At 72.7% G+C, this 19,822-nt stretch carries 18 protein-coding genes and 1 riboswitch; of the genes, 11 read left to right on the top strand and 7 right to left on the bottom strand.

The annotated features are described in order from the left end of the window. The first annotated feature begins 207 nt into the window (after positions 1–207). The 3 genes from ACZ42A_RS35480 to qcrB all read left to right on the top strand — a co-directional run bounded on the left by ACZ42A_RS35480 (position 208) and on the right by qcrB (position 4,834). Positions 208–2,652 (top strand): SpoIIE family protein phosphatase, encoded by a 2,445-nt coding sequence (locus tag ACZ42A_RS35480; protein WP_468531459.1) that lies wholly within the window; start codon positions 208–210, stop codon positions 2,650–2,652. 53 nt (positions 2,653–2,705) lie between these two features. Next, entirely contained in the window at positions 2,706–3,125 is a 420-nt protein-coding gene (locus tag ACZ42A_RS35475) for a CBS domain-containing protein (protein WP_468531458.1), read from the top strand. 167 nt (positions 3,126–3,292) lie between these two features. Continuing rightward, positions 3,293–4,834: a cytochrome bc1 complex cytochrome b subunit gene (gene qcrB, locus ACZ42A_RS35470; protein ID WP_468531457.1), complete on the top strand. Its 1,542-nt coding sequence runs from the start codon at positions 3,293–3,295 to the stop codon at positions 4,832–4,834. Here qcrB and ctaF read toward each other — a convergent pair. Together ctaF and ctaD are read right to left on the bottom strand one after the other, a co-directional pair. Beyond that, positions 4,752–5,153 carry an aa3-type cytochrome oxidase subunit IV gene (gene ctaF, locus ACZ42A_RS35465; RefSeq protein ID WP_468531456.1) on the bottom strand — a complete coding sequence of 134 codons (402 nt, stop codon included), beginning with the start codon at positions 5,151–5,153 and terminating at the stop codon, positions 4,752–4,754. The two genes, qcrB and ctaF, sit on opposite strands and share 83 nt — an antisense overlap. Further along, positions 5,150–6,829: an aa3-type cytochrome oxidase subunit I gene (gene ctaD / locus ACZ42A_RS35460; protein ID WP_468531455.1), complete on the bottom strand. Its 1,680-nt coding sequence runs from the start codon at positions 6,827–6,829 to the stop codon at positions 5,150–5,152. The genes ctaF and ctaD overlap by 4 nt, the downstream gene beginning before the upstream one ends. A gap of 161 nt (positions 6,830–6,990) precedes the next feature. Here ctaD and ACZ42A_RS35455 point away from each other — a divergent pair, with 161 nt between their 5' ends. The 3 genes from ACZ42A_RS35455 to ACZ42A_RS35445 all read left to right on the top strand — a co-directional run bounded on the left by ACZ42A_RS35455 (position 6,991) and on the right by ACZ42A_RS35445 (position 8,154). Next, entirely contained in the window at positions 6,991–7,347 is a 357-nt protein-coding gene (locus ACZ42A_RS35455) for a DUF6479 family protein (RefSeq protein WP_468531454.1), read from the top strand. A gap of 97 nt (positions 7,348–7,444) precedes the next feature. Beyond that, entirely contained in the window at positions 7,445–7,624 is a 180-nt protein-coding gene (locus tag ACZ42A_RS35450; protein WP_468531453.1) for a hypothetical protein, read from the top strand. A gap of 29 nt (positions 7,625–7,653) precedes the next feature. Continuing rightward, a complete protein-coding gene (locus ACZ42A_RS35445) occupies positions 7,654–8,154 on the top strand; it encodes a metallophosphoesterase family protein (protein WP_468531452.1) in 501 nt (166 codons plus the stop codon). 40 nt (positions 8,155–8,194) lie between these two features. Here ACZ42A_RS35445 and ACZ42A_RS35440 read toward each other — a convergent pair whose 3' ends face one another. After that, entirely contained in the window at positions 8,195–9,298 is a 1,104-nt protein-coding gene (locus ACZ42A_RS35440) for an XdhC family protein (protein ID WP_468531451.1), read from the bottom strand. Positions 9,299–9,451: 153 nt separating this feature from the next. Here ACZ42A_RS35440 and ACZ42A_RS35435 point away from each other — a divergent pair, with 153 nt between their 5' ends. Next, on the top strand, positions 9,452–11,425 hold the full coding sequence (locus ACZ42A_RS35435; protein ID WP_468531450.1) for a GTP-binding protein: 1,974 nt from the start codon (positions 9,452–9,454) through the stop codon (positions 11,423–11,425). Between the two features lie 32 nt (positions 11,426–11,457). Then, the gene (locus tag ACZ42A_RS35430; protein WP_468531449.1) at positions 11,458–13,329 is read left to right on the top strand and encodes a glycoside hydrolase family 5 protein; all 1,872 of its coding nucleotides are present in this window, start codon (positions 11,458–11,460) and stop codon (positions 13,327–13,329) included. On the opposite strand, the gene ACZ42A_RS35425 is transcribed toward ACZ42A_RS35430, so the two are convergent. Continuing rightward, the gene (locus ACZ42A_RS35425; protein WP_468531448.1) at positions 13,322–14,578 is read right to left on the bottom strand and encodes a YncE family protein; all 1,257 of its coding nucleotides are present in this window, start codon (positions 14,576–14,578) and stop codon (positions 13,322–13,324) included. The two genes, ACZ42A_RS35430 and ACZ42A_RS35425, sit on opposite strands and share 8 nt — an antisense overlap. Positions 14,579–14,735: 157 nt before the next feature. On the opposite strand from ACZ42A_RS35425, the gene ACZ42A_RS35420 reads away from it, so the two are divergent. Together ACZ42A_RS35420 and ACZ42A_RS35415 are read left to right on the top strand one after the other, a co-directional pair. Then, positions 14,736–15,395, top strand: coding sequence for a TetR/AcrR family transcriptional regulator (locus tag ACZ42A_RS35420; protein ID WP_468531447.1), 660 nt, complete (start codon positions 14,736–14,738; stop codon positions 15,393–15,395). Between the two features lie 160 nt (positions 15,396–15,555). Beyond that, positions 15,556–16,419 (top strand): LLM class flavin-dependent oxidoreductase, encoded by an 864-nt coding sequence (locus ACZ42A_RS35415; RefSeq protein ID WP_468531446.1) that lies wholly within the window; start codon positions 15,556–15,558, stop codon positions 16,417–16,419. A gap of 20 nt (positions 16,420–16,439) precedes the next feature. Here ACZ42A_RS35415 and ACZ42A_RS35410 read toward each other — a convergent pair whose 3' ends face one another. From ACZ42A_RS35410 to ACZ42A_RS35400, 3 genes are all read right to left on the bottom strand, one after another. Continuing rightward, the gene (locus ACZ42A_RS35410; protein ID WP_468531445.1) at positions 16,440–17,726 is read right to left on the bottom strand and encodes a cytochrome P450; all 1,287 of its coding nucleotides are present in this window, start codon (positions 17,724–17,726) and stop codon (positions 16,440–16,442) included. A 105-nt stretch (positions 17,727–17,831) separates the two neighbouring features. Next, positions 17,832–18,680, bottom strand: coding sequence for a bifunctional 5,10-methylenetetrahydrofolate dehydrogenase/5,10-methenyltetrahydrofolate cyclohydrolase (locus tag ACZ42A_RS35405; protein WP_468531444.1), 849 nt, complete (start codon positions 18,678–18,680; stop codon positions 17,832–17,834). Positions 18,681–18,702: 22 nt separating this feature from the next. Continuing rightward, a riboswitch (ZMP/ZTP riboswitch) is annotated at positions 18,703–18,788 on the bottom strand. 40 nt (positions 18,789–18,828) lie between these two features. Then, positions 18,829–19,194, bottom strand: coding sequence for a nuclear transport factor 2 family protein (locus ACZ42A_RS35400; protein ID WP_468531443.1), 366 nt, complete (start codon positions 19,192–19,194; stop codon positions 18,829–18,831). A gap of 172 nt (positions 19,195–19,366) precedes the next feature. On the opposite strand from ACZ42A_RS35400, the gene ACZ42A_RS35395 reads away from it, so the two are divergent. Beyond that, entirely contained in the window at positions 19,367–19,666 is a 300-nt protein-coding gene (locus tag ACZ42A_RS35395; protein WP_468531442.1) for a hypothetical protein, read from the top strand. Positions 19,667–19,822 lie beyond the last annotated feature (156 nt).

Here is a 19,822-nt window from a genome sequence, read left to right as displayed (position 1 = left end):
GAGCGGGAGCGAGGACGGCCCCCGCGCCCCTTGAGCGGGGGCGAGGACGGACCCGCCTCCACGCTCCTTGAGCGGGGGCGAGGACGGCCCCCGTGCCCCCTGAGCGAGGGCGAGCACGCCCCCCCGTGCCCCCTGAGCGGGGGCCGTGCGGCCCCACGAAAGTTCCCGGGGGCTGCGCGGGACGTTCATTAGCGCTGTAATACGGACGTGGTCAGTGAGGGTGCTGCGGGACGCGGAACGGCGACGCCGCGTGCCGAAATCGCCCTGCGCGCGCTCATGGAGGACCACACCGCACCCGAGCGGCTGCACCGTGTGCTCGAACAGGCGCTCGTCTTCGCGAGGGCGACGTTCGCCGCCGTGTACACCCCGGACGACGACGGCGAGCTGCTGCGCCTGATCGAGTCGGCGGGCGTGCCCAGGACGCTGTACGGACTGCGCGACAGCTATCCGCTCGCCGGGCGTTCCCCGGCGGCCGACGCCCACCGCGACCGGCGGCCGGTCTGGCTGGCGCCCGCCGAGCTGGCCGCCCGCTCCGAGAGCCGGCGCACCCCGGGACCGGAGTTCCACCTGGCCGCGCTGCCCGCCCACCGGCAGGCCGACGGCGGCTGCCTGCTCGCGGTCAGCGAGGACCCGCACGGCTTCGACACCGAGCAGCGCAAGTGTCTGGAACTGATCGCCGACGCCGTCTCCTGCCCGGTCCCGCCCACCCGCGCCGAGGGCGGCGAACTCCCGCCGAACGCGTTCACCCTCGCCATGGACACCGGCCGGGCGGAGGTCGGCGACGAGCTGCTCCACCTGTTCGGCCTCACCCGGGACGACTTCGACGGCAGGGTGGAGACCCTGCTCGGCCTCACCGTCCCCGAGGACCTGCCCTCGCTGATGTCCGTGGTGGAGGCCGACCACATGTCCATCGGCGAGCGCGAGCTGGAGTTCCGGGTGCGCCGGCCCACCGGACCGCCCCGCTGGCTGCGGCTGCGCGGCCGTTTCCTGCCGGGCGGCGAGGGACAGCCCGCGCTGCTCGCCGGCACCGTCGTCGACGCCGCCGGGCTGCGCTCCGACGTCACCGACGTCGCCCGCGTCCAGCGCCTGGCCGCCGCTCTCGCCACCGCCGGCACCGTCCGCGACGTCAGCCAGGCCGTGGTCGCCGCCCTGCGCCGGCCGCTGCGCGCCGACCGGATCGCCCTGGCCGAACTGGAACACGACCGGCTCGTCGTCACCGTCCTCGACCCGCCCGAACCCGAGGCCTGGCCCGAGCTGTGGCGGCTGGAGTGGCGCACCGAGTGGCCCGACGCACCCGTACGCGCCATGCCCACCCTCGCCGCCGCCCTGCGCGAGGGCCGCGCCCAGATCTGGCCCGCCGGCACCCCGCTGGAACCGGCCCTCGCCGACGTCGGACCCGGCGGCCTCGCCGTGCTGCCGCTGCCCGCCGCCGGCCGGATGGCCGGCGCCTGTCTGATCGGCTGGGACAGCCCGCACGACTTCGGCCACGACGAGCGCGCCCTGCTCACCGCCTCTGCGGGCCTCGCGGGACAGGCGCTGATGCGCGCCCGCGCCTTCGACGCCGAGCACGAACTCGTCGGCATGCTCCAGCGCCAGCTGCTGCCGCGCCGGCTGCCCGCACTGCCCGGCGCGGTCGCCGTCGCCCGCTATCTGCCGGCCACCGCCGGTCTCGAGGTCGGCGGCGACTGGTACGACGTCATCCCGCTGCCCGACCACCACGTGGCCCTGATCATCGGCGACGTGCAGGGCCACAGCGCCGCCGCCGCCACCCTGATGGGTCAGATGCGCACCGCGCTGCGTGCCTACGCCGTCGAGGGCCACCCGCCCGACGTGGTCGTCTCGCACGCCAACCGGCTCCTCGTCGACATGGAGACCGACCTCTTCGCCACCTGCGCCTATGTCGACGTGGACATGGAGGAGGGCACCGCCTGGTGCGTCCGCGCCGGCCACCTGCCCCCGGTGCTGCGCCATCCCGACGGCTCCACCCAGGTCGTCGAGGCGGAGGGCGGCCCGCCGCTCGGCGTGGTCACCCAGGCCGACTTCCCCATGACCCAGCTGCGCCTGACGCCCGGCACCGTGGTCACCCTCACCACCGACGGCCTGGTGGAGTCCGCGGACATTGACATCGACGAGGGCATGGACCGCCTCGCCCACCAGCTCGCCCGTTCCGACCCCGCCCACCTCGGCCTGGTCGCCGACGTCCTGCTCACCGGCGCCCGGCGCAGCGACGACATCGCCCTGCTGCTGATGCGCTACGACGGTATGGCCGTGCGCCCCCGCCGGGAGAGCTGGACGGTCTGGCGCCTCCCCGAGGCCGTCCGGCACGCCCGCCGCTTCACCAGCCGCACCCTGCGGGCCTGGGGCGTCGCGCAGTACGCCGACGCCGTCCTCCTGATCGTCTCCGAACTCGTCACCAACGCGCTCGTGCACACGGAGGGCCCGGTCCGCCTCGACCTCACTCTCGTCGGCAGCCGGCTGCGGGTCGCCGTCGCCGACACCTCGCCCCGTAGTCCCGTCAAACCCACGAGCATCGGCTGGGAGGCCACCGGCGGCCGCGGTCTGCTCCTCGTCGAGGCCATGTCGGCGGCCTGGGGCACGGTGCCGGTCAGCGGCGGCAAACAGGTGTGGAGCGAGATCGTGCTGGAGCCGTGACCCGGGTACCCGGAGCGGCGACAGACGAGGAGAAGGCGGAGAAGGAGTACGCCATGACCCAGCACGTCCGCGACATCATGACCGCCGACCCGGTGACCGTGGAACCGCTCACCTCCGTCGCCGAGGTCGCCCGGATCATGCGCGACGAGGACATCGGCGCCGTCCTGGTCACCGAGGGCGACACCCTGCGCGGCCTGGTCACCGACCGCGACCTGATCGTCCGGTCGGTCTGCGAGGGCGGCGACCCGGAGCAGACCACGGTCGCCGGGGCGCTCAGCGAGGACCTGTTCACGCTGACGCCCGACGAGGACCTGGACCACGCCGTCCAGCTGATGCGCGAGCACGCGGTACGCCGCGTCCCGGTCGTCGACCACGGCCACCCGGTCGGCATCGTCTCCCTGGCCGACCTGGCCATCGAACGCGACCCGGATTCGGCCCTCGGCGACATCAGCGCGGCCCGTCCGAACAGGTAGGCCGGCGCCCGCCCCGCACCCCCGAACGGGTGCCGTCCGGGCCACGGCCGGGTGGATCCCGGCGTTCACCGGCTCGGCAGCGCCCCCGCGCGGGAATACCAGCACGTCGGCGCGGCACCCGGACGTGCCGGCGCGCCGGTGGGTCGGGTGCGAGGAGGCGGGCAGACGTGAAACGGGGCGGCGGACGCGCAGCGGGCCGGGAACACCTCACGGACGGGCGCGCGGCCCGTCTCGCCGGCGCCGTCGACGCCCGGCTGCCCGCCTACGAGGGCGGAACCCTGCTGCGCAAGGCGTTCCCCGACCACTGGGCGTTCCTGCTCGGCGAGATCGCCCTGTACAGCCTGATCGTCCTGGTCCTGACCGGCGTATGGCTGACGCTGTTCTTCAAGCCGGACATGACCGAGGTGGTCTACGACGGCGCGTACGGCCCGCTGCGCGGCCAGTTGATGTCCTCGGCGTTCGACTCCACGCTCACCATCAGCTTCGACGTGCGCGGCGGACTGCTGCTGCGGCAGACGCACCACTGGGCGGCCCTGGTCTTCCTCGCCGCGATCGGCCTGCATCTGCTGCGGATCTTCTTCACCGGCGCGTTCCGCCGCCCCCGGGAGCTGAACTGGGTCATCGGCGTCACCCTGTTCGTGCTCGCCCTCGCCGAGGGCTTCGCCGGCTACTCGCTCCCCGACGACCTGCTCTCCGGCACCGGGATGCGCATCGCGCAGGGCATCCTGCTGTCCATCCCGGTCGTCGGCACCTACCTCAGCCTGTTCGCGTTCGGCGCCGAGTTCCCCGGCGAGGACATCGTCACCCGGCTCTACGTGCTGCACGTCCTGCTGCTGCCCGGCGCCCTGATCGCCCTGGTCACCCTGCATCTGATCCTGGTGTTCCACCTCAAGCACACCCAGTGGCGCCAGCCCGGCCACACCCGCCGCAACGTCGTCGGCAAGCCGTTCTTCCCGCAGTTCACAGCCACCTCCGGCGGGCTGTCCATCGCCGTCTTCGGCGTCCTCGTGCTGCTCGGTGGCGTCGCCCAGGTCAACCCGGTGTGGACCTACGGCCCCTACCGCCCCGACCTGGTGTCGATCGGCTCCCAGCCCGACTGGTACGTCGGCTTCCTGGAGGGCGCGCTCCGGCTCGTACCGCCCTGGGAGACCAGCCTCGCCGGGCACACGCTGATGTGGAACGTGCTGCTCCCGGCGGTCGTCCTGCCCGGGCTGCTGTTCCTGGTGCTGTACCTGTACCCGTTCGTGGAACAGCGCCTGACGGGGGAGTGGGAGCGCGAACAGCACCTGTGCGACCGGCCCCGCGACCGGCCCGTGCGCACCGCGCTCGGCGTCGCCGGGATCACCTTCTACGGCGTCCTGCTGCTGGCCGGCGGCAACGACATCATCGCGTTCAGCTTCCGGATCTCGGTGGAGGCCCTCACCTGGGTGCTGCGCGTCGCCCTGGTCGTCGCCCCGGTCCTCGCCTTCTGGGTCACCCGGTGGCTGTGCCACGCCCTGACCCGGGCCGAGCTGCAGCGGCTGCGGGAGGGCGAGGAGACCGGCGAGGTGCGGCAGTCGGTGACCGGGGGGTACGAGAGCGAACACCGCCCGGTGCGGAGCTTCCGGCCCGGTGCGCCCAGGGCGCTCACTCCTCCCGATCGGCGCCCCGACGCGCGTACTGGAACACCAGACCAAGAACACCGTGGGTCAGCACCCCCAGGCCGATGAGGAACAGCCACAGCCCGAACACCACCCCCACGGCGGCCACCGCGAACCCCGCCGCCGTGACGATCGGCCACCCGCTCTCCGGTGGGAAGAACTCCAGCGGGCCGGCGTTCTCGGCGACCTCCGCGTCCCGCCGGTCCTGCGGGCGGCGCCCCTTGCGCCGGTACTGGACCGCCCCGAAGAAGGACACCACCCCCGCCATCAGAAACGCGATCACCAGCACCGCGGTCCCGGCGGGCTCCTCCGACCACCAGCCGTAGAGCCCGGCGCTGCCCGCGAAGAACAGCGCGACCACCCCGAACAGCAGCGACTCGGTCTTCACTGCGCGCCCTCCGGGGTCCGCCGGCCGATCTCGGGATGGCGCAGGTCGAACGCCGGCGACTCCGAACGCACCCGGGGCAACGCGGTGAAGTTGTGCCGGGGCGGCGGGCACGCGGTCGCCCACTCCAGGGAGCGGCCGTACCCCCACGGGTCGTCGACCTCGACCCGCACGCCGTACCGGGCGGTCCGCCAGACGTTGTACAGGAACGGCAGGGTGGAGACCCCCAGCAGGAACGAGCCCGCCGTGGACAGGGTGTTGAGCGCGGTGAAGCCGTCGGCGGGCAGATAGTCGGCGTACCGGCGCGGCATCCCCTCCTCGCCGAGCCAGTGCTGCACCAGGAAGGTCAGCTGGAAGCCCGGGAACAGCAGCCAGAAGTGCAGCCTGCCCAGCCGCTCGTCCAGCAGCTTCCCGGTGAACTTCGGCCACCAGAAGTAGAACCCGGCGAACATCGCGAACACGACCGTGCCGAACAGCACGTAGTGCAGATGCGCCACGATGAAGTACGAGTCCGTGAGATGGAAGTCGAGCGGCGGGGAGGCGATGAGCACCCCGCTCAGCCCGCCGAGCAGGAACGTCACCATGAAGCCCAGCGCCCACAGCATCGGCGTCTCGAAGGACACCGACCCGCGGACCATGGTGCCGATCCAGGCGAAGAACTTGATCCCGGTCGGCACCGCGATCAGGAACGACATCAGCGAGAAGAACGGCAGCAGCACCGCACCGGTGGCGAACATGTGGTGCGCCCACACCACCGCGGACAGCATGGTGATCACGATGGTCGCGCCGATCAGCGACGGATAGCCCCACAGCGGCTTGCGGGAGAACACCGGCACGATCTCCGAGATGATCCCGAAGAACGGCAGCGCCACGATGTACACCTCGGGATGCCCGAAGAACCAGAACAGGTGCTGCCACAGCAGCGCGCCGCCGCTCGCCGCGTCGTAGATGTGCGAGCCGAACTTCCGGTCCGACTCCAGCACCAGCAGCGCGGCCGTGAGCACGGGGAAGGAGGGCAGGACCAGGATCGATGTGAACAGCACGTTCCAGGTGAACAGCGGCATCCGGAACATGGTCAGGCCGGGGGCCCGCAGACACATGATCGTGGCGATGAAGTTCACCGCCCCCAGCGTCGTCGACACCCCGGTCACCACCTGGCCCATCACCCACAGGTCGGGACCCGCCCCGGGCGAGAAGCGGGCGTTGTTCATCGGCGCGTACGCGAACCACCCGAACGGCGCCGCCCCGCCCGGCACCAGGAATCCGGCGACCACCATCAGCCCGCCGAACAGATACAGCCAGTACGACAGCGCGTTCAGCCGTGGGAACGCCACATCCGGGGAGCCGATCTGCAACGGCATCACCGCGTTCGCGAACCCGGCGAACATCGGTGTCGCGAACAGCAGCATCATGATCGTGCCGTGGATCGTGAAGAGCTGGTTGTAGGTGTGCTCGTGCACGAACTGCAGCCCCGGACGGGCGAGTTCGGCCCGCATGGCCAGGGCCAGCAGCCCGGCGAAGAGGAAGAAGCAGAAGGCGGTGACCATGTACAGCCGGCCGATCACCTTGTGATCGGTGGTCGTCGCCCAGCGCAGCAGCGCGTTGCCGAGCGAGGCCCCGGCCGGGCCGCGCCGCCCGGCGGCCTCGGTGCCCTGCGGCAGCTCCGACAGCTCCGTCATCGTCCTCCTCGCGTCCCCGCCCTCTCCGCCGGAGTCCTCCCCTCGTCCGGAGCCCACCCTTCCGGACCGCCGTGACGCTACCGCCGCCACCCGGCACCGGGTTCGCGCCACGCCCGCCGGGAAGCCGCCATTCACCTGGCGGCAGCGGGTACCCGGCGCTCATGAACACCACCGCCTACGCAGCAGCCGCGTCCACGTCCATGCTGGGCATGATCGCCATCGTCGTCGGGGGCGTCCTCATCACCGGCGCGCTGATCTGGGCCGTCCAGTACGGCATCCGGGTGCGCCGCAGCGAGGCCCGCCGACCGCGGCGCGGCAAGCACCCGACGCTGCCCGAGTCCGGGCCGGTCCACGAGACCCGGGAGCAGCGCGCCCCGCACGAGATGGGTGACGGGGAACGGCTCACCCCGCACGAACTCCGACCCACCGGCGGCACCCCCAGCGACGACCAGCGGCGTCCGCGCTGGAACCGCGGCTCCAGCGGCTCCTTCGGCGGCGGCGGGCCCGGTGCCACCTGAGCGCACCCGGCATCATCTGAGCGACTTTGGTGTTTGTCCAGATGAGAGCAGGGGACCCGGAGGGAGTAGTCAGCGAAAGTGACGAAAGGGGTAGGTCGTGACCACCTCCACCAGTGACAAACCCGTCGCCCGACGCCCCGAGACGGGCTGGTCGAGAGCCCGTCGACTGCGGGAGAAACCGGCCCTGCGCACCTGCCTGCCGCCCGTCGAGGACCCGGACGGACCGCGGCTGTCGCGCTCGGCCGCCGACTGGAACATCGTCAGGGGTGAGGACTGACCCGCACATGATCGTCGTAGGCTGAAGACGTGCGCCTGCTGCTGATGGCCGACACCCACGTCCCCAAGCGAGCCCGGGAACTGCCCGGGCCGCTGCTCGACGAGCTGCCGGACGCCGATGTCGTGTTCCACGCCGGGGACTGGGTCGACACCGCCACCCTCGATCTGCTCGAGCGCCGCTGCCGTCGGCTCGTCGGCGTCCACGGCAACAACGACGGCCCCGAACTGCGGGCCCGGCTCCCCGAGGTGGCCTACGCCGAACTGGACGGCCTGCGCTTCGGCGCCGTCCACGAGACCGGCCCCGCCCAGGGCCGTGAGGCGCGCTGCGCCGCCCGCTTCCCCGACCTGGACGTGCTGGTCTTCGGCCACAGCCACATCCCCTGGGACACCACCGCGCCCTCGGGCCTGCGCCTGCTGAACCCCGGCTCGCCCACCGACCGCCGCAGGCAGCCGCACTGCACGTACATGACCGCCACACTCGCCGACGGCCGCCTCACGGAGGTGACCCTGCACCGGCTGCCCCGGCGCTGAATCCGGTCGCGCCGACTCCTGTGCGGGCACCCGCCTCCGGTCAGGTCCGCGGCGGATGCACCGCGCCCGTCGTGGCGGTCAGCGGTGCCCCGCTGCCGCCCCAGCGCAGCGCGACGATCTCCGCCGCCACCGCCACGGCCACCTCTTCGGGGGTGCGCGCGCCGAGATCCAGCCCGATCGGTGAGCGCAGCCGGGCCAGTTCGTCCGCACGGATCCCGGCCTCGGTCAGCCGCCGCGCCCGCTCGTCGTGGGTGCGGCGGCTGCCCATCGCCCCGATGTACGCGGCGGGCCGGCGCAGCGCCTCCGTCAGCAGGGGTACGTCGAACTTCGGGTCGTGGGTGAGGACGCAGATCACCGTGCGCGCGTCCGTGCCGGTGCCTCGCAGATAGCGGTCCGGCCAGTCCACGACCACCTCCACACCGGGCGGGAAGCGCTTCGGCGTGGCGAACACCGGGCGGGCGTCGCAGACGGTGACCCGGTAGCCGAGGAAGTCGCCGATGCGGGCCACGGCCGCCGCGTAGTCGATGGCCCCGAACACCAGCATCCTCGGCGGCGGCGCGAAGGAGTGCAGGAACACCGTCACATCGTCCGCCCGCCGCTCCCCGCGCGGCCCGTAGTGCCGCAGAGCGGTGGCGCCGAGGGCGAGTTCACCGCGCGCGTCGGCGGTGACCGCCGCGTCCAGGCCTTCGGCGCCGAGCGTGCCGGACACCTCCTCCTGCCACACAGCGAGCGTCGCCCCGCGCGGCGCCGGACCGTCGGTCACCGTCGCCACGGCCACCGGGCGCCCCTCGGCCACCGACGCGGCGACCGCGCCGAACGACGTGTCCAGGGCGGGGCTGACCGGCCGTACCAGCACGGTGATCTCACCGCCGCAGGTCAGGCCGACCGCGAAGGCGTCCGCGTCGCTGTACCCGAACGTCTCCAGCCGCGCCCGGCCGCTCTCCACCACCTCCCGCGCCAGCTCGAACACCGCACCCTCGACACAGCCCCCGGACACACTCCCCACGGCCTCGCCGCCCGGCCCCACCGCCATCGCCGCGCCGGGGTCGCGCGGCGCGCTGCGGCTGACCGCGACCACGGTGGCCAGACCGAACGGCTCCGCGGCCGCGTACCAGCCGCTCAGCACCGGGAGGATGTCCCGCACGCTCCGCTCCCTCCGTAAATCCGTTGGCGCCCCGCACGCCGTTCTGCTGCACTGCATCCGACCCGTCGTCGCACCACGAGGAGCGATCCATGCGCGCTGCGTCCATGTCCATCCCGCAAGGAACGGCCCCTACCACCAAGGACATGACGCTTCGTGCACGTGCTCAACCTCGGGATCCTCGCCCATGTCGACGCCGGTAAGACCAGTCTGACCGAACGGCTGCTGCACAGCGCCGGAGTCATCGACGAGATCGGCAGCGTCGACGCCGGCAGCACCCGCACCGACACCCTCGCGCTGGAGCGGCAGCGCGGCATCACCATCAAGTCCGCCGTCGTCTCGTTCCCGCTCGACGGCGTGACCGTCAACCTCATCGACACCCCCGGTCACCCGGACTTCATCGCCGAGGTGGAGCGGGTGCTCGGCGTGCTGGACGGCGCCGTCCTGGTCGTCTCCGCCGTCGAGGGCGTCCAGGCGCAGACACGGGTGCTGATGCGGACCCTGCGCCGGCTGCGCATTCCCACCCTGCTCTTCGTCAACAAGATCGACCGCCGTGGCGCGGCCTACGAGGACGTGCTGCGCGCCGCCGCCGAACGGCTCTCCGCGGCCATCGTCCCCATGGGCACCGCCACCGCCCTCGGTACACCCGCCGCCCGCTTCACCCCGGGCCCCGTCCCCGCCGCGCTGGACGTCCTCGCCGACCACGACGACGACCTGCTCGCCGCCTGGGTCGAGGGCACGGTCCCGGACACCCTGCTGCGCACGGCCCTCGCCGAGCAGACCCGGCAGGGGCTGGTCCATCCGGCGTACGCGGGCTCCGCGATCACCGGGGCGGGCGTCGACGCGCTGATCGACGGCATCCGGCGGCTGCTGCCCACCGCCGACGGCGACCCCGCTGGGCCCCTCTCCGGCACCGTCTTCAAAGTGGAGCGGGGCCCGGCGGGGGAGAAGGTGGCGTACGCCCGCCTGTTCTCCGGCACCCTGCGGACCCGCGACCGGATCTCCTTCGGGGAGGAGGGCCGCGAGGGCCGGGTGACCGCCGTGCACGTCTTCGAGGACGGCACGGACACCCGGCAGGACGCGGTCACCGCGGGCCGGATCGCCCGGCTGTGGGGCCTGGCCGAGATCAGGATCGGCGACTGGCTCGGCGTACCCCGGAAGGCGGACGGGCACCTGTTCGCCCCGCCGACGCTGGAAACCGTCGTCGAGCCGGTGCGGCCGGCCGACCGGCGCGCCCTGCATCTGGCGCTCACCCAGCTCGCCGAGCAGGACCCGCTGATCGGCCTGCGCCATGACGAGGTGCGCCAGGAGACCTCGGTGTCCCTCTACGGGGAGGTCCAGAAGGAGGTCGTCCAGGCCACCCTCGCCGACGAGTACGGCCTGGACGTCACCTTCCGCGAGACGACGCCGCTGTGCGTCGAGCGGCTGGTCGGTACGGGCGCGGCGGTCGAGTTCAACAAGAAGGACGGCAACCCGTTCCTCGCCACCGTCGGGCTGCGCGTCGAGCCTGCCCCGGCCGGCACGGGCACGGAGTTCCGGCTGGAGGTGGAGCTGGGCTCGATGCCGTACGCCTTCTTCAAGGCCGTCGAGGACACCGTGCGGGAGACCCTGGCCCAGGGCCTGCACGGCTGGCAGGTCACCGACTGCACGGTCACCATGACCCACTCCGGCTACTCACCCCGCCAGAGCCACGCCCACCAGGGCTTCGACAAGAGCATGTCCAGCACCGGCGCCGACTTCCGGGGCCTGACCCCGCTGGTGCTGACCGAGGCGCTGCGCCGGGCCGGGACGCGGGTGTACGAGCCGATGCACCGGTTCCGGCTTCAGGCCCCGGCGGACACCCTGGGCGCGCTGCTGCCGGTGCTGTCCGCGCTGCGGGCGGTGCCCCGGACCACCGAGACACGCGGTACCCGCTGCGTCCTCGACGGCGCGGTACCGGCGGCGCGGGTGCACGCGCTGGAACAGCGGTTGCCGGGGCTCACCCGGGGCGAGGGCGAGCTGGAGAGTGCCTTCGACCACTACGCGCCCGTCGACCGCGGGTCCCCGGTGCCCGAGCGCCCGCGCACCGACCACAACCCGCTGAACCGGAAGGAATATCTGCTCAACATCACTCGTCGGCAAAGTAGTTGACGCTGCATCAGATCCGCTGGACTGTGGTGGACATGCCGAATAAACGTGCGCGTCTGCTCGTTGTTCTGGTTGTCCTCTGTGGATTCCTGTGCGGTTCCCCGGCGGCGGGCGCCCGCCCCGCCGCCGCGGCCACCGCCGTTCCCGGCTCCCTCTGGTTCGACGGCTCCCCGCTCACCGTGCGGGACGGCCGCTTCACCGACGCCCACGGCCGCGAGGTGGTGCTGCGCGGCTACAACGTCTCCGGCGAGACCAAGCTGGAGGAGAACGGCGGCCTGCCGTTCGCCTCCGTCGCCGACGCGCGGAAGTCCGCGACCGCCCTGCGCGCCCTCGGCGGCGGCAACACCGTCCGCTTTCTGCTCTCCTGGGCCCACGCCGAGCCCGTGCGCGGTCAGGTGGACACGGCGTACCTGGCCGCCGCCACCGCCCAGATGGGCGCCTTCCTCGACACCGGCATCCGCGTCTACCCGGACTTCCACCAGGACCTCCACTCCCGCCACCTCTTCGACCCCGACAGCTGGTACACCGGCGACGGCGCCCCCAAGTGGGCGGTGGACGCCGGGAACTACCCCGACGAGTTCTGCGGCATCTGCCCCTTCTGGGGCCAGAACATCACCCAGAACGAGGCGGTGAAACGGGCGTCCTACGACTTCTGGCACAACGCGTACGGCGTTCAGGACGCCTTCCTCGCCACCGCCGAGAAGACGATGACGTACATTCGGGAGCACCTCACCCCGGAGCAGTTCGCGGGCATCGCCGGCTTCGACCCCTACAACGAGCCGCACGCGGGCGTTTACGACCCCGGCCAGACCAGCCGCACCTGGGAACGGGACGTGCTGTGGCCCTTCTACGAGCGGTTCCGGGCCCGGATGGACACGGCCGGCTGGCAGGCCAAGCCCGCCTTCGTCGAACCGAACCTCTTCTGGAACGCCAACCTCGACTTCCAGAAGGAGGAGGGCGGCCTGCTGGACGCGGGCCCGCTCGGCCCGCGCTATGTCTTCAACACCCACTTCTACGACCAGAAGGCGATCTCCGGCGTCTTCATGTGGGGCAAGGCGGCCGACGGCCAGTACGCAGGCGACTTCGGCACCGTCCGCGACCGCGCGGCGGCGGCCGGGACGCCCGGTGTCGTCAGCGAGTTCGGCCACCCGCTGTCCGGCGCCGTCTCCGACAAGGCGCCCACCGTCCTCAAGGCGATGTACCAGGCCCTGGACTCCCGGCTGCCCGGGTCGCGCTGGTGGACGGACCCGGCGGCCTCCGGCCCGGTCCTGTCCGGCACGCAGTGGCAGTGGGACATCTACAACGGCCGCCATCGCGAACTCATGAACGGCAACCCCGACAAGGTGCTCACCGCCGGTGACGCCTGGAACGACGAGGACCTGTCCGCCGTACGGCTCGACGACCACGGCGCGGTGACCCTCCGCCAGGACGCCCGGCTCCTGGACCGCGTGTACCCGACCGCCACCGCGGGGAGGACCGTCGCCTTCACCTACGAGGACCGCTCCCGCGACGGTTCCACCACCCTCACCTGGAACCCGGTGCCGGCCTCGCTGCCGAACGTGGCCCGCCTGGTCGGCACCGGACAGTACGCGCTGCTGCTGTGGCGCTCCGACGGCGGCCCGGCACCCACCGAACTGCACCTGCCGGCGTCCTTCCCGACCGCGTCGACCACCGTCGTCTCCGACCTGGGCACGGTGTACGCGCCACCGGCGTACACGCCCGCCGCCCCCGTCGGCGTGGCCGCCGAACCCGGCGGCACCGGCAGCCGCCGCCTGCTGCTCACCGCGCGGGACTCCGGAGCCCTCCACCACGCGCTGGTGACCAACGGGGCGACGGCGCCGTCCGCGGAGCTGCTGGCGGCGGCCCGCGCCGAGCTGACGGCGTGGGCCGCGCGGGAGGTCAGCTAGCCGACGGCCCCGTCCAGTCGGCCGGCACCCGGGCCAGCCGTACCCGCTGGGGGTGGTCGCCGACCGGGACCGACGCCGTCTTCTCGCCGGTGGCGAAGTCGATGGCGGTCACCCGGTCGGCGCCGCTCTCCGAGACCACGCAGGACTTCCCGTCGCCGCTGACAGTCGCCCAGTAGGGCTTGGCGACGGGGACCAGCGGGCCCTCCTGGAGCGTCGTACGGTCGACGACGGTCGCGTAGTCGTCCATGGTGCCCGCGACGCACAGCTTGGTGCCGTCCGGCTTCATCGTGATGCCGTGGTGGCGGGAGTCGTTGACCCAGGTCGTACGGTCCTCGCTGGTGGCGGGGTTCTTCGGGAGGGTCTTGGTCCGGGTGATCCGGTCGGTGGCGACGTCGTACTCGAAGAAGCCGTTGAAGAACGACACCTGGAAGTACAGCTTCGACTCGTCCGGGCTGAACGCGGCCGGGCGGACCGCGTCCGAATAGTCCTTGAGCCCGATCGCGTCCAGACGCTCGCGCATGTCGATCACCTTGACCTGCCGGAACGTGGCCGCGTCGACGACCGTGATCCGCCGGTCGCCCTTCGTCCAGTCCAGCCAGGGGGCGTCCAGGGCGGTGTTCACGTCGCCGATGGACATGTTCCAGATGTACCTGCCGTCCCGGCTGAAGACGTTCTCGTGCGGCTTGTCGCCGGTGGCGAACGAACCGACCTGCTTCCCCGTCTCGATGTCCAGCACATGCACGGTGTTGGAGGTGGACGCGGAGACCGCGACCCGGGTGCCGTCGGGGGAGACCGCCATGTGGTCGGCGCGGTAACCCGACACCGGGAACCGCCAGTTGATCGCGCCGCTCGCCAGGTCGATCGAGACGACGTCGGCGAAGCTCGGCCGGGAGACCACCATCGCCGAGCCGTCCGGGGTGGCGTACATGTCGTCGACGAACTGGTCGTGCCCCTCGCCGACGCTGTTGCGGATGCCCATGAAGTAGATCCACTTGATGGGATCGGCCTTGATCTCCGCCATCCGCTGTTCCTTGTCGGGGATGACATCGATCCGCCCGATCCGCGCGAAGTCCCCGCTCGGTTTGATGACATCGGCGGTGCCGTCCCAGTTGTTGCCGACGAACAGCACCTCCCGCAGGGCGGTGGGGGAGTCCGGGGCGGCCTGGGCGGCGGTCGCGGGTGCGGTGACGGCGAGCACGAGGGCGGCGGCGACGGCGGCGAGCCGTCTTCCGTGACCGAGGGCAGGCATGACTGCTCCCTCCTGGGAGTGGGGGTGGCGGGGAGAATCTGAAAATGACGGCGTTCAGAGTGACTTACTGGAAAGTAAGGAGCGTGCGCCCTTCTCCACAAGACCGCGTACACGACAAAATTGGCCGGCGCGCAGGACGCGGAGGACGGGGAGGCACGTGGCAGGCAGGCTCAGAGCGCCCACCGGGCGGTACGGCGGCCGGTCCGCCGAGGAGCGGCAGGCCGAGCGGCGCCGGCGCTTCCTCGACGCCGCACTCCAGCTGTTCGGCGACCGGCCGGGCTACCGGGCCACGACCGTCGCCGCGCTGAGCGAGGCGGCGGGCCTGTCCACCCGGCAGTTCTACGAGGAGTTCCGCACCCTCGAGGACGTCCTCGCCGCCCTCCACCTCCAGGTCAACGACTGGGCCGAACAGGCCGTCCGCGCCGCCGTGGCCGAGGCCGACGGACTGCCCCTGGCCGACCGCGTGGCCGCCATCTTCCACGCCTACGCCGCCAACGTCACCGCCGACCCGCGCCGCATCCGCATCACCTTCGTCGAGATCGTCGGCGTCAGCCCCCGCCTGGAGGAGCAGCGACTGGCCCGCAGGGCCCGCTGGGTCGACCTCATCCGCGCGGAGGCCGAGGCCGCCGTCCGCCGCGGCGAGGCCGCCCCCCGCGACTACCGGCTCCCCGCCACCGCGTTCATCGGCAGCGTCAACGGCCTGCTGCACGACTGGAGCGCCGGCTGGGTGGACGCCACGCTGGACGAGGTGGTGGCGGAACTGGTCCGGCAGTTGCTGGGCATCCTGCGCCCCGTGGCAGGGGAGGACGGGGGGTGAGACCGCCCCGTCGGACCGAACGCGGCCGGCCCGCGCATCGGCCAGTACGACGCCGAAGCCGCCGCTCCAGGGCGAACCTGCCGTGTCCTTCGGCGTGCGCGGTGTGCCCGGGGCGGAGGATGGCTGCCACCAAGGGGCTCCCCACCACCGGAGGCAATGGATGGACATCGGCATCGGCTTGCCCAACACCGTTCCGGGAACCGAACCGCACACGCTCGTCGACTGGGCCCGGCGGGCGGAAGAGGCCGGGTTCAGCACCCTCGGCACGATCGGCCGCGTGGTGTACTCCGGATACGAGGAACTGATCGCCCTCACCGCCGCCGCGGTCGTCACCAGCAGGATCCGGCTGACGACCACCGTGCTGCTCGCACCGCTGCGCACCAACGCCGCGCTGCTGGCCAAGCAGGCGGCCACCCTCGACCGGATCTCCGGAGGACGCCTGGTGCTGGGCCTCGGCCTGGGCGCCCGCGACGACGACTACACCGCCAGCGGCGTGCCGATGCGGGGCCGAGGGCGCCGGCTGGGCGAACAGATCGCCGAGATGCGCCGCATCTGGTCCGGCGAGGACCGCGGCTACGCCGGACCGATCGGACCGCGCCCGGTGCGCGACGGCGGACCCGAGGTGATCCTCGGCGGCTCCACGGAGCGCAGCTTCCGGCGGGTGGCGCGGCTGGGCGACGGCTGGATCATGAGCGGCGGCACGCCGGAGATGTTCGCCGAGCAGGCCGCGGCCGTGGACGCCGCCTGGCAGGAGGCCGGGCGTCCGGGCACGCCGCGCAAACTGTCGCTGGCCTACTTCTCGCTCGGTCCCGACGCCCGCGCGCAGGCGGACACCTATCTCCTCGACTACTACGACTTCATGGGCGAGTTCGCGGCCCAGATCGCGGCGAGCGCGGCGGTGGGCCCGGACATGGTCCGCGAGTACGCCGCCGGGTTCGGCAAGGCGGGCTGCGACGAACTCGTCTTCGTGCCCTGCGCGTCGACGCCGGACCAGGTCGACCTGCTGGCCGAGGCGACCGCCTGACCGCGCCGCGACGGCCGGCGCTACGGCTGTTCCACGGCCACCCTCAGCGGCGCCCGGAACGACAGCAGGCCGAGCATCGGGGCGTCCTCGGCCGCCGGCCGTACGTGCGGCAGGCGACGCGCTGCCTGCCGCAGCGCCACCGCCGCCTCCGTACGCGCGAGGGAGGCGCCCGGACAGCGGTGCCGGCCGACGCCGAAGGCCAGGTGCTGCCGTACGTTCGCCCGGTGCGGGCACATCCGCTCCGGAGCGGTGAAGACCTCCGGGTCCGATCCGCTGCCCATGAGCATCAGCAGCAGCTGAGCGCCCTCGGGCAGTTCGACCCCGCCCAGCTCGACCGGGCGTGCGGTGACCCGGCGCCAGGTCGTCACCGGCGGCTCGCGGCGCAGCACCTCCTCGACCCACGCCTCCGCCAGGCCCGGCTCGTCGGCGAGGCGGGACCACAGTCCGTCCTCGGCCAGGGCCCGGCGCAGCACGGTCGCGATCAGCTGGCCCGTGGTGGACTGCCCGGCGACGAAGACGAAGAAGCACGCGCCGACCGCCGTCTGCGCGTCGAGCGGCTCGCCGTCGGGCAGCCGGTGGTCGGCCAGGGCCGCGACGAACGAACCGGGCGCGGCCGTCCCGCCGCGCACGGTCTCGGTCAGCCACTGGTGGAACTCGGCGACGAGCGGGGCGAGTTCGAGCTGGCGCTCGGGAGTGGGCCGGCCCCAGAACAGTTCCAGCGAGGCGTCGCTCCAGCGGACCAGCGTGGCCGGGGAGACGCCGTCGATGCCGAGGAGCTCCATCAGCACCCGGCACGGCAGGATCTGGGCGAAGGACGTGAACAGGTCGCCGTCGCCCGAGGTGCCGATGCGTTCCCCCGCCGTGGCGAGCAGCTCGTCGGCGATCCGCTCGATCACCGGTACGGCGGCGGCCACGCGCCGGGCGTTGAAGAACCGGGTGACGACGCGGCGCAGTCCGGGGTGGCTGGCGGTGCCGTTGTTGGCCAGCGCCGGCGGGAGGTTGAAGCCCGCCCGGGCGAGCACCCGCAGCACGCCGACCGGCAGCGGGGTGACGGCGTGCTGGGCGTTGTCCGGGCGGAAGACATCCGGGTCGAGCAGGACCCGGCGTATGTCCTCGTGGCGGCTGACCAGCCACAGCCCGGTCCGCGGGTCGTGGTGCACCGGCGCCTCGGCGCGCAGCGTGTCCAGCCAGGGATACGGGTCGCGGACGAAGTCGTCGCCGAAGAGATCGAGCAGGTCGAGGGCCTGGTCGGGGGCCTGGTCGGGGGCCTCAGGAAGGCCGATCGTGTCCGCAGCCGAGAGAGTCACGGCCGGGACGCTAACACGTGATCGCGCGGACACGGTCCGTGTGTGCGCGGCATCACTCGATCACCGGGAGGCCGGCGCCCCGGCCGGGCGCCGGCCTCCCCGCCGTCACAGCCCCAGCTGCCGCTGCGCCGCGTCGACCGTCTGCTCCAGGAGCGTGGCGATGGTCATCGGGCCGACCCCGCCCGGCACCGGCGTGATCAGCGAGGCGCGCTCGACGGCCGAGTCGAAGTCGACATCGCCCACGTTGCCCGGGTTGTATCCGGCGTCGATCACCACCGCGCCCGGCTTGATGTCCTGGCCGCGGATCAGCCGGGGCCGGCCGACCGCGGCGACCACGATGTCCGCCTCCCGCACCGCCGCCGACAGGTCCGCGGTGCGCGAGTGGCAGTAGGTCACCGTCGCGTCCCGGGCGAGCAGCAGCATCCCGGCCGGCTTGCCGAGGATGGCGCTGCGGCCCACGACCACGGCCCGCTTCCCGGCCGGGTCGACGCCGTACTCGTCCAGCAGCCGCATGATGCCGCCGGGCGTGCACGAGACGAAGCCGGGCAGACCGAAGCTCATCGTGGCGAAGGAGGAGAAGGTGACGCCGTCGACGTCCTTCTCCGGCGCGATCGCCTCGAAGGCGGCCCGCTCGTCGATGTGGTCGCCCACCGGGTGCTGGAGCAGGATGCCGTGCACGCCGGGGTCTGCGGACAGCTCGCGCAGTGTGCCGACCAGCTCCTCGGTGGTCGTGGTGGCGGGCAGGGCGACGTGCCGGGAGGCGATGCCGGCCTTCCGGCAGCGGTTCTGCTTCATCTTGACGTACGTCACGGAAGCCGGGTCCTCGCCGACCAGCACCGTCGCCAGACACGGGGCCGTGCCCGTGCGGTCGGTGAGGTCGGCCGCGCGCTTCGCGGTCTCCTCGACGATGCGCCGGGCGAGCGCGGTGCCGTCCATGAGCCGGGCCTGAGACATGATCCACTCCTGGGTCGATCGACCGGATCGCCCAGGCGCGCGGCATCGACTCCTTCGTGGACCGCTCCCCGGTGGTACTCCACCTCAGCGCCAGTCACGGCCCCGGACCAGCGTAACCGAGGCCGTGCGCGGTGCTGTGCCGGGCCGGCTATTCGTCCCAGGCCTGAATCATGGTCTGCTCGACGATCTTGCCGTCGCGCAGGGTGATCATCGACTCGGCGAGCACCCGGACCCCGTCGGGGTACTCGCAGGACTCGCTGAAGGCGGCGCGGTCGCCCTGGATGACGCAGTCCTCCAGCTTGTGCGTCATGTCCCGGCCGTAGATGTCGTCCAGCAGTTCGCCGATCTCGTCCCGTCCGTGCAGCTCCCGTGGGTGGCTGGGCTGGGTGTTGCGGTCGACGACGCGCAGTTCCGCGTCGTCCGCGTAGAGCGACAACAGGGTCGCCGAGTTGTGTCCCTCGATGCCCCGGCGCAACGTCTCGGTGTCGAAGGTGGGGGTGGCCGCAGTGCCCATCGTGACCTCCTCGCAAGGGGTGCGGCCCGGCATGGCGGCGGGCCGCGAAGGGCCTCTCCTACGAGGCTCCTCCGCCCCGTCGGCCGCGGCAAGCGCAGCGTACGCTCCGCCTGACGGGTGAGCGCGCCCGGCCGGCCGTGTCCGCCGGACGGCGGCCCGCGTTGCTGAGGGCATGATCTCAACACGTCGTATCGCCGCCGCCGTTGCTCTCGCCGCCGGGATCACGGGCCTGGCCGCACCCATGGCCGACGCGGCCGAGGCGGGGGCCAAGTCCGGCAAGCTCAACCCGCTCGGCGCGCTCGACTCGCTCGCCGTCAGCGACCTGCCCGCCGAGCACAAGGACGCCCTCCCGCGGCCCTCCGCCCAGCTGAAGCAGCTGAGCAAGGTCAACGAGCTGAACCGGCTGAACGAGGCGACCCAGGTCCTCGGCCTGGTCTCGCCCGTCTTCGGACTGGTGCCCGCCGTCCGGTGACCGCCCCGACGCCTAGGGCCTGTCTTCCGGATCATGTCGGCGTCGCGGGGCCTGGCACGCACATCTGCCGCGTTGTCGTCGGTCGCCGACGCTCCGCGTCGACTCCCTCCTCCGCCTTGCAGCTGCACGCACCAGACCCCGCTCGGGTCGGCCAAG

It is taken from the genome of Streptomyces sp. NPDC030838 (assembly GCF_055572035.1).
The sequence above is the reverse complement of the archived record's forward strand: the minus strand, read 5'-3'. Positions and strand labels throughout refer to the sequence as shown.